Genomic DNA, 8,471 nt, shown 5'->3' on the forward strand with positions numbered 1-8,471 from the left:
CTTCTCTTCCGGCGCGCGGGTGGCCGCCCTATTCCCGGCCCGCGTGTGCCGATTCCCTCAGGCGTGGCACTCCCGCACGGCGCGGGACGGGCCTAGGGTCGAATTCATGACCGAGTACCGGATCGAGCACGACACGATGGGCGAGGTTCGTGTCCCCGTCGACGCCCTGTGGCGCGCGCAGACGCAGCGCGCGGTGGAGAACTTCCCGATCAGCGGACGTGGCCTGGAGCGCGCGCAGATTCGCGCGCTCGGCCTGCTGAAGGCGGCCTGCGCCGCGGTGAACCGCGATCTGGGCCTGCTGGACAAGACCAAGGCCGACGCCATCATCGCGGCCGCCAACGAGATCGCCGACGGCCGCCACGACGACCAGTTCCCGATCGACGTGTTCCAGACCGGGTCCGGCACCAGTTCGAATATGAACGCCAACGAGGTGATCGCGAGCATCGCCGCCCGCGACGGCGTCAGCGTGCACCCCAATGACGACGTCAACATGTCGCAGTCCTCCAACGACACTTTCCCCACCGCAACGCATCTCGCGGCCACCGAGGCCGTGATCAAGGAACTGATTCCCGCCCTGGACCATCTGCGGCTGGCCTTGCAGGACAAGTCGCGGGAGTGGAAGTCGGTGGTCAAGTCCGGCCGCACCCATCTGATGGACGCGGTCCCGGTCACCCTGGGCCAGGAGTTCGGCGGCTACACCCGCCAGGTGAGCGCGGGCGTCGAACGCCTGCTGGCGACCCTGCCGCGGGTCGGTGAGCTGGCCATCGGCGGTACCGCCGTCGGCACCGGTCTCAACGCCCCCGCCGGGTTCGGCGCGAAAGTCGTTGCGGAACTCGCGAAGGCGACCGACCTCGACCACCTGTCCGAGGCCCGCGACCACTTCGAGGCGCAGGCCGCCCGCGACGCCCTGGTGGAGCTGTCCGGCGCCCTGCGCACGGTCGCGATCAGCCTCACCAAGATCGCCAACGACATTCGCTGGATGGGTTCGGGCCCCCTCACCGGCCTCGCCGAACTCCAGCTGCCGGATCTCCAGCCCGGTTCCTCGATCATGCCCGGAAAGGTGAATCCGGTCCTCCCCGAAGCGGTTACGCAGGTGGCCGCGCAGGTCATCGGCAATGACGCCGCCGTCGCCTGGGGCGGCGGCAACGGCGCGTTCGAGCTGAACGTCTACATCCCCGTGATGGCCCGCAACGTCCTCGAGTCGATCCGCCTGCTGGCCAACGTCTCCCGACTGTTCGCCGACAAGTGCGTGTCGGGCCTGGTGGCCGACGTCGACCGCCTGCGGCACCTCGCGGAATCCTCCCCGTCCATCGTGACCCCGCTGAACTCGGCCATCGGCTATGAGGAAGCCGCCGCCGTGGCCAAGCAGGCCCTGAAGGAGCACAAGACAATCCGCCAGACGGTCATCGACCGCGGCCTGATCGGCGACAACCTCTCGCTCGAGGAACTCGACCGCCGCCTGAACGTGCTCTCGATGGCCAAGGTCGACGGCAACTGACCTTCGGCATTCCCGGCACCGACGTGAGACCCGGTGCCGGGGGTGTTGCGACGGCTCACCGGGGAACTGCCGTTGCCGATCAATTCCATCGACATCCCCACCCAGGGCGGGCTGGAGTACTTCGCCGATTTGGGGGTGGCCCGAGTGAGTTTCGGGCCGTTCCCGCAGAGCGCGCTGACCGAGTACGCGAACGGACTGTTCGGGCCCTGGCGTTGAACCCACGGCGGCCGGCTCAGTGGGAGACCAGCGCCGGGTAGTCCCGCAGTTCGATGTCGTTCTTCGCCGAATCGGCGTACTTCAGCATCATGTCGAAGGCCCAGGATCCCAGGAACCAGTTGCGGAAACGCAGGCCCAGAGCGGTTTTCGGGGCCAGGAACGGGCCGGGGCGGGCGTCGTCGGCCTTGCGCAGGTAGCGCTTCATGATGTCCTCGTAGCGGGCGAAGGCGACGGTGTGGTCGCCGTCGGCGACGGCCAGTTCCCCGGCCAGGACGTACGCGCCGACGACGGCGAGCCCGGTGCCGAAGCCGGCGAGGGTGTTGCCGTACCCGGCGTCGCCGACCAGGGCCACGCGCCCGGACACGAAGTTCTTCATCGTCACTTTGCTCAGCGAGTCCAGGTAGAACCCGTCGAGGTGCGGGAGGTCGGCCAGCATGGCGGGCACGTCGCCGCCCATGCCGGCGAACTTCTCGGCGACGATCCGGCGCTGCTCGTCGAAATCGTCTCGCGAGTAATCGAGTTCGGGTGAGGCGAACATGTACATCTGCGCGGCCTTCGCCCCGCCGTTGACCGCGAGCCGCCCGGGCGCGGTCCAGCCGTGAGACACCGCCCGCTCGCGCGGGGCGTCGGCGTCCTCCCACAGCGATGCGCCCGCGAGCGCGTAGTAGTAACCCCGGTAGGCGAGGAATTCGGATTCGGGTCCGAAGGTCAGTTTCCGTACCCGCGAGTGGATTCCGTCGCAGCCGACGACCAGGTCGAAGCGCCGGGCCGGGGCGTGCGCGAATTCGACGTCCACGCCGTCGGCGGTCTCGGTGAGCGCGGTGACGGTGTCGCCGAACAGGTATTCGCAGGTGTCGGCGGTGTGCTCGTACATGATCGCGGCCAGGTCGCCGCGCAGGATCTCGATGTCGCCGCCGGTGAAGTCGCCGGAGATGAGGGCCCGCTGCTGCCCGGACTCGTCGAGCATGACCATGTCGGTCTTGCCGGTCTGGCGGCGTTCGATGTCGGCGAGCACGCCCATCCGCTCGAGTACGGTCATGTGGGTCTCGCCGGTGAAGTCGATGGCCTGTCCGCCGGTGCGCAGGGCGGGAGCCTTCTCGACCACGGTCACCCGGAAGCCGTAGCGGTGCAGCCAGTAGGCGAGGGCGGGACCAGCGACGCTGGCGCCGGAGACGAGGACGGTGGTGTTGCGCATGATGACCCTTCAGTAACTGCGTCCGTTGGACGCTGTTGATGATTAATAGAGTATGGTGGACGCAGTTAGGTGTCAACCCGGAAATCCGGAAGGATGGCGACCATGCCGGCACCCACCACCCGCGAACTGCTCTGGGGCACCCCCGACCGCCCCCGGCGCGGGCCCAAACCCTCGCTCACCCTCGAGCGCATCGTTACCGAGGCGGTCGATCTCGCCGACGCCGAAGGCCTGGCCAGCCTGTCCATGGCCCGGCTCGCCGAACGGCTCGGCTGCGCCAAGATGGCCCTGTACCGCTACGTTCCCGGCAAGACCGAGCTCACCGCGCTCATGCTGGACGCCGCGCTGAGCTCACCGCCGGAGAATCACACCGACCCCGCCGATCCGGAGTCGTGGCGGGCCTACCTGCGGGAGTGGTCCGGAACCTTCTTCGGCAATGCCGTCGCCCATCCGTGGCTCAATGAACTGGCCACTGGCGTCCGGGTGATGGGCCCCAACGAATTGGCCTGGCTGGAGACCGCTCTCGCCGTGCTGGACCGCAGCGGCCTGACCCACGCGGAACGCCTCGACACCGTCGTCCTGCTGCTCAACCACGTGCGCGGGATGGGCCTGCAGACCGGGACCGCGGGCACGGATCTCGAGGGGGAACTGGCGCGGGAGATGACCGCGGTGTTCCTCACCCAGGCCGACCGCTTCCCGCACGCGGCGGTGGCGCTCGCCGAAGCCGTCCCCGGCACCGAGAGCGCGGCCACGGCCGGCCGCGACAATGCCCTCGACTACGGCATCGAGCGCATCCTGGACGGGGTGGCGGCGCTCATCGCGACACGGCGGTAGTTGCCGGGAATGTCTGTGCCGCGGCCCGGATTCGGCTTACGCTCGACAGATGGCGGAGCTACCCGAGCTGAAGCAGGATCCGGTCACCACCGTGCGCGAATTCTTCGCCGCGCTGGAGATGAACATCGTGCCCGAGGCCCTCGAACTGGCCGACCCGGGCATCGTCTGGAAGAACACCTCGCTGCCCGACCTGCGCGGTATCGACCGGGTGCGCTGGGTGCTGGGCCTGTTCAACAACCCGCGCTTCGGCTTCCGGGCCGATATGCACCACATCGCCGCGACCGACGACGGGGTGGTGCTCACCGAGCGCACGGACTACCTGCGGGTGGGCCCGATCGAGATCGCGTTCTGGGTGTGCGGCACCTTCGAGTTCCGCAATGGCCGCATCACGCTGTGGCACGACCACTTCTCGTGGGAGAACGTGCTGCGCGGCACGGCGACCGGCGTGGTGCGCGCGATACTCCCGCACTGAACCGCGAAGGCACAGGCTGCCCCGCGAAAGCACAACGCCCGCCACGATTCTCGCGGCGGGCGTCGGCATCGAAACCGCGCACGAGGCGCGGCGTCAGGCTGGGTGCCCCGGCGATTCCGGGGCGCGGCAGGCGGTTCGGTCGCGGCCGCCGTCAGGCGCGTCGACCGATCCACCCGTGTCGGCTGGTCAGGGGCGCAGGTGGGCCAGTTCGGCGCGCGCCTTCTCCCCGTCCTCGCCGAGGTCGGTGCGGGTGAACACCTTCCACTGCTCGAGCAGCGGTCCGAACACCAGCTCGGGCTCCTGGGCGCGGTCGTAGATCCCGGCCGCGGCCAGCACCTCGTCGCTGGAGCGGCCGTCGGACAGCTCGATCACCGGCACCTGGAAGTCGGCGACACGATTGGCGATGGCCCGCAGGGTCTGGTTGGGGGCCAGGTCCAGGGCGGCGGAGATCAGGTTGGCGAAGAAGACGGCCTGCAGTTCGTCGTCGGCGGCCAGGCGGTCGGCGATGGACGCGACCACGATGTCGTCGGCGAGGCGGGCGGTATTGCGGTGCCGGACCGCGGCGGCGGCCTCTTCGAAGGCCGCCACGGCGAGCACCTCGAGCAGGTGCATGCCGGGACGGTTGAAGCTGGCGGTCATGGCCGCCATGCGCATGCGCTCCAGTGCGATGGGGTCGACGGCGCGGGTGACCATGAGGAAGTTGCGGATGAGGATCTCGTGCCGGTTCTCCTCGGCGGTCCAGCGGCCGACCCACCGCCACCACGGGCCGGTGCGCAGATGCTTGCCCAGCTCACGGTGGTAGGAGGGCAGGTTGTCGGCGATCAGGACGCTCACCGTGAGGGCGGTCTTGGCGACCTCGCTCAGCTCGGATTGCGCAGGCTCCCAATCGGTTCCGCCCATGGCTTGGAAGTTGCGGCCGGCGGACCACGGCACGTAGTCGTGAGGCTGCCACTCCGGGCTGGCGTCGATATGCCGCGTGAGGTTGTTCTCCACCTCCGCGGCGAGTGAATCCAGCAGGTCCCGATCGGACAAAACGTTGTGCACGCGAACAACCTAGCGGCAGATCGGCTACCGCGGGGATCTTCGCGAGTATTCGCCTTCGCTATGGCCGTTCCCGGGTCCGGGACGCCCGCGCGGGACGCCCCGGATCGGCCGGGCTACTTCTCGGTGACCGCACCCGGCCGGAGGGCGCGTCGCTCTCCGGCCGGGTGGGTGAACTACTTACCGAATGTCAGGAATTCGGTCCGAACTCCTCCAGCATCTCGGTGACCAGCGCCGCGATCGGCGACCGCTCACTGCGGGTGAGGGTGACGTGCGCGAACAGCGGGTGCCCCTTGAGCTTCTCGATCACCGCGGCCACGCCGTCGTGCCGGCCCACCCGCAGGTTGTCGCGCTGGGCCACGTCGTGGGTGAGCACCACCCGCGATCCACTGCCCAACCGGCTCAGGACGGTGAGCAGCACATTGCGTTCCAGCGACTGCGCCTCGTCCACGATCACGAAGGAGTCGTGTAGCGAGCGTCCGCGAATGTGGGTGAGCGGCAACACTTCCAGCATGCCGCGCGCCTGCACCTCCTCCATCACCTCGGGGCTGGCCAGCCCCTCCAGGGTGTCGAAGACGGCCTGCGCCCACGGCCCCATCTTGTCGCTCTCCGAGCCCGGCAGATAGCCGAGCTCCTGCCCGCCCACCGCGTAGAGCGGGCGGAACACCACCACCTTCCGATGCGTGCGGCGCTCCAGCACCGCCTCCAGTCCGGCCGTCAGCGCCAGCGCGGATTTACCGGTACCGGCCCGCCCGCCGAGCGAGATGATGCCGACGCTCTCGTCCAGCAGCAGATCGAGCGCGATCCGCTGTTCGGCCGAGCGCCCGTGCAGTCCGAACGCCTCCCGGTCGCCGCGCACCAGCTGTACCCGTTTGTCCGGTGTGACCCGGGCCAGGGCGCTGCCGCGCGGGCTGACCATGCGAATCCCGGTGTGGCAGGGCATGTCCCGAGCCTCATCGAGATCGATGACCGAATCGGCGTAGAGCTTGTCGACGGTGGCCGTGGCCACCTCGAGCTCCACCATGCCGGTCCACCCGGAGATGACGACATCCTGGGCGTGGTATTCCTCGGCCTGCAGGCCGACCGCGCCGGCCTTGACCCGCAGCGGAATGTCCTTGGATACCAGTGCGACCCGCTGGCCCTCGGCGGCCAGGTTGAGCGCGCACGCCAGAATGCGGGAATCGTTGCTGTCGGTGCGGAATCCGACGGGCAGTACCGCGGGGTCGGTGTGGTTCAACTCCACCTGGAGTGTCCCGCCCTGGGTGCCGACCTGCACCCGTTGATCGAGCCGACCGTGCGCCAAGCGCATATCGTCCAGCATGCGCAGCGCCTCGCGAGCGAACCAGCCGAGTTCGTGGTGGTGGCGTTTGGCCTCGAGCTCACTGATCACCACGAGCGGCAGCACCACGTGGTGCTCGCCGAAGCGGGTCAGGGCCCAGGGGTCGGACAGCAACACCGACGTGTCGACTACGAAGGTTTTCGGTCCGGAATCGGACGACTGCGAGGCGCGAACTCCCCGTGTCGTGGGCCGCGGGCTCTGGTCAGAGCCGGCGTCCCTGGTGGGAGCGTTGACGGAGCGTGCATCAGTCACGGTGGGCTCCTTTGCCACTCGCGCGACACCGCGCGAGCGTTCTCGCTGGGCCGGTCAGCCTTGGGGTCGTACGACCCGAGGGCCGGGTGCCGGCCCCCTCGTACTGAGTTGCTCAGTCACGATCAGGACCTCCCGTACGAGCCACACCTACGCGGCCCGCACCCCCGACGCTACCGCCGAATTCGCGATCCGGCCGCCGGACTATGGGGCGCATTCGTGAAGATCGGGTTAACGGGAGTCCCGTTAGGGTGTTTCGCCCAATTCCGCGAGAAGCACCGGGACATGGCTGTGCTCCGGCTCTTTCGTGGCCGTGACCAGGGTCAACGGACCGGTTGCGGCCTCCTCCCGGAGGTGCGCCAGCCCTTCGCGGGCCGCGTCGGCGCCGAGCTCGATTCGATACTTGCGCTCGAATTCGGCACGGCGTGTCTCCGGCGCGGCGTGATACCACTTGCGAAGCTCGTTCGACGGGGTCACGTCTTTGGCCCATTCGTCAATGGCCGCTTGCTGTTTGCTGATGCCACGCGGCCACAGCCGGTCCACCAGTACGCGGCGGCCGTCGGCGGCATCGGGGGCGTCGTAGACGCGCTTGACCCGGTATCCCGGTTGCTGTGTCATGCGCTCCATTACAGTCGAGACCATGGCCGAAACTCCGGATCTGGCGACGCTGTCCACCAAGGAATTGCACGACCGCGCCGTAAAGCTGGCCGCCCGACGCGGCGACGTCAAATTCCTGTGGCAGCTGCTCAAGGCGATTCCCGGCGCCGAGGTGGCGGCCGGCAAGCAGGGCGAGGGCGAGGTCGACATCTGGAACACCGCGGCCCTGCTCGACGACTACTTCCACGCCGGGGAAGGCGAACTGGGCGAGGTGCTGCGGCCGATGTACGTGGACTACCTCACCAAGCACGCCTGAGGCGACAGCGGAATTCAACCGGCGGGCGTGCCGTGCAGTCCGGTGAGCACGGCACGCACGAACGGCGCGAATCCCTGCGGCCCCGAGGCGAAGTCCTTCATGTGGACGGTGGTGCGGTCACTGGATTCGAAGACGGCGCGCACGATGCGCAGCCGGTCCTCGAGGTCCAGGCCCGCACCCATGATCACGTGGTCGATCGGGGTGCGCGCCAACGTGTCCCGCAGATCGGTGAGCCCGGTGCCCGCGTGGATGTCGACCTCCGGTAGGCCGACGCGCTCACGCACCTCGTCCACCACGGCCGACTTCAATCCCAGCAGCAATACGGTGGTCGTCATCCCCGCCTCCGATCCCCTTGCAGCATAGGCCGTTCCGTCGCCGCGGTCCTACACTCCGAGAATGAGCGCTGATGCCACCGCGGAGCTGATCGTCTACCGGCGTCCCGGCTGCCCCTATTGTTCGCGTATGCGCCGGGTCCTCAACCGGCACGGCATCGTTCACCGTGAGATCGACATCTGGCAGGACCCCGACGCGGCGGCGTTCGTCCGCTCGGTGGCCGACGGCAACGAGACCGTGCCCACGGTCGTGTTCCGCGACGGTTCGACGGAGCGCAACTGGGTCAACCCGCATCCCAAGGAGTTGATCGCGACCGTCTCCGCCGACGCGCCCCAGCTCACCGGCGGCCCGCGCCGGTTCTGGACCTTCTGAAACGACGAGCGC

Annotated in this window: 11 protein-coding genes; 6 read left to right on the forward strand and 5 right to left on the reverse strand. The window is 68.7% G+C overall.

The features are described from left to right. Nucleotides 1-106 precede the first annotated feature (106 nt). The gene (locus ACFV4K_RS32575; protein WP_379280095.1) at nt 107-1,498 is read left to right on the forward strand and encodes a class II fumarate hydratase; all 1,392 of its coding nucleotides are present in this window, start codon (nt 107-109) and stop codon (nt 1,496-1,498) included. A gap of 42 nt (nt 1,499-1,540) precedes the next feature. Next, nucleotides 1,541-1,714, forward strand: a complete 174-nt coding sequence (locus ACFV4K_RS32580) for a hypothetical protein (protein ID WP_379280097.1) — start codon at nt 1,541-1,543, stop codon at nt 1,712-1,714. Nucleotides 1,715-1,730: 16 nt separating this feature from the next. Here the strand turns inward: ACFV4K_RS32580 and ACFV4K_RS32585 are convergent, their stop codons facing one another. Next, the gene (locus ACFV4K_RS32585) at nt 1,731-2,909 is read right to left on the reverse strand and encodes an FAD-dependent monooxygenase (protein ID WP_379280099.1); all 1,179 of its coding nucleotides are present in this window, start codon (nt 2,907-2,909) and stop codon (nt 1,731-1,733) included. Nucleotides 2,910-3,011: 102 nt separating this feature from the next. Here ACFV4K_RS32585 and ACFV4K_RS32590 point away from each other — a divergent pair, with 102 nt between their 5' ends. Both ACFV4K_RS32590 and ACFV4K_RS32595 read left to right on the forward strand, forming a co-directional pair. Then, complete coding sequence (locus tag ACFV4K_RS32590) at nt 3,012-3,740, forward strand: TetR/AcrR family transcriptional regulator (protein ID WP_379280100.1); 729 nt, start codon at nt 3,012-3,014, stop codon at nt 3,738-3,740. Nucleotides 3,741-3,789: 49 nt separating this feature from the next. Continuing rightward, on the forward strand, nt 3,790-4,212 hold the full coding sequence (locus ACFV4K_RS32595) for a limonene-1,2-epoxide hydrolase family protein (protein ID WP_379280101.1): 423 nt from the start codon (nt 3,790-3,792) through the stop codon (nt 4,210-4,212). A gap of 186 nt (nt 4,213-4,398) precedes the next feature. Here the strand turns inward: ACFV4K_RS32595 and ACFV4K_RS32600 are convergent, their stop codons facing one another. The 3 genes from ACFV4K_RS32600 to ACFV4K_RS32610 form a co-directional block, all read right to left on the reverse strand. Then, nucleotides 4,399-5,256 (reverse strand): acyl-ACP desaturase, encoded by an 858-nt coding sequence (locus ACFV4K_RS32600; protein WP_379280103.1) that lies wholly within the window; start codon nt 5,254-5,256, stop codon nt 4,399-4,401. 187 nt (nt 5,257-5,443) lie between these two features. Continuing rightward, nucleotides 5,444-6,844: a PhoH family protein gene (locus ACFV4K_RS32605; RefSeq protein WP_357091690.1), complete on the reverse strand. Its 1,401-nt coding sequence runs from the start codon at nt 6,842-6,844 to the stop codon at nt 5,444-5,446. Between the two features lie 243 nt (nt 6,845-7,087). Further along, nucleotides 7,088-7,468 (reverse strand): DUF488 domain-containing protein, encoded by a 381-nt coding sequence (locus ACFV4K_RS32610; protein ID WP_379280104.1) that lies wholly within the window; start codon nt 7,466-7,468, stop codon nt 7,088-7,090. Nucleotides 7,469-7,481: 13 nt separating this feature from the next. Between ACFV4K_RS32610 and ACFV4K_RS32615 the strand changes: the two genes are divergently transcribed. Then, nucleotides 7,482-7,754 (forward strand): hypothetical protein, encoded by a 273-nt coding sequence (locus ACFV4K_RS32615; RefSeq protein WP_379280105.1) that lies wholly within the window; start codon nt 7,482-7,484, stop codon nt 7,752-7,754. Between the two features lie 14 nt (nt 7,755-7,768). On the opposite strand, the gene ACFV4K_RS32620 is transcribed toward ACFV4K_RS32615, so the two are convergent. Further along, the gene (locus ACFV4K_RS32620) at nt 7,769-8,089 is read right to left on the reverse strand and encodes a hypothetical protein (protein WP_379280107.1); all 321 of its coding nucleotides are present in this window, start codon (nt 8,087-8,089) and stop codon (nt 7,769-7,771) included. 61 nt (nt 8,090-8,150) lie between these two features. Here ACFV4K_RS32620 and ACFV4K_RS32625 point away from each other — a divergent pair, with 61 nt between their 5' ends. Then, a complete protein-coding gene (locus tag ACFV4K_RS32625; RefSeq protein ID WP_357280118.1) occupies nt 8,151-8,459 on the forward strand; it encodes a glutaredoxin domain-containing protein in 309 nt (102 codons plus the stop codon). Nucleotides 8,460-8,471: the final 12 nt, after the last annotated feature.

Origin of the sequence: Nocardia sp. NPDC059764 (assembly GCF_042732555.1) — a bacterium.
In the GTDB taxonomy this organism is placed as follows: domain Bacteria; phylum Actinomycetota; class Actinomycetes; order Mycobacteriales; family Mycobacteriaceae; genus Nocardia.

What these genes read in the sequence shown, in the direction of transcription:
- ACFV4K_RS32585 (WP_379280099.1), bottom strand. Translation starts at nt 2,909, where the DNA reads ATGCGCAACACCACCGTCCTCGTCTCCGGCGCCAGCGTCGCTGGTCCC.
- ACFV4K_RS32615 (WP_379280105.1), top strand. Translation starts at nt 7,482, where the DNA reads ATGGCCGAAACTCCGGATCTGGCGACGCTGTCCACCAAGGAATTGCAC.
- ACFV4K_RS32620 (WP_379280107.1), bottom strand. Translation starts at nt 8,089, where the DNA reads ATGACGACCACCGTATTGCTGCTGGGATTGAAGTCGGCCGTGGTGGAC.
- ACFV4K_RS32625 (WP_357280118.1), top strand. Translation starts at nt 8,151, where the DNA reads ATGAGCGCTGATGCCACCGCGGAGCTGATCGTCTACCGGCGTCCCGGC.
- ACFV4K_RS32595 (WP_379280101.1), top strand. Translation starts at nt 3,790, where the DNA reads ATGGCGGAGCTACCCGAGCTGAAGCAGGATCCGGTCACCACCGTGCGC.
- ACFV4K_RS32575 (WP_379280095.1), top strand. Translation starts at nt 107, where the DNA reads ATGACCGAGTACCGGATCGAGCACGACACGATGGGCGAGGTTCGTGTC.
- ACFV4K_RS32590 (WP_379280100.1), top strand. Translation starts at nt 3,012, where the DNA reads ATGCCGGCACCCACCACCCGCGAACTGCTCTGGGGCACCCCCGACCGC.
- ACFV4K_RS32610 (WP_379280104.1), bottom strand. Translation starts at nt 7,468, where the DNA reads ATGGAGCGCATGACACAGCAACCGGGATACCGGGTCAAGCGCGTCTAC.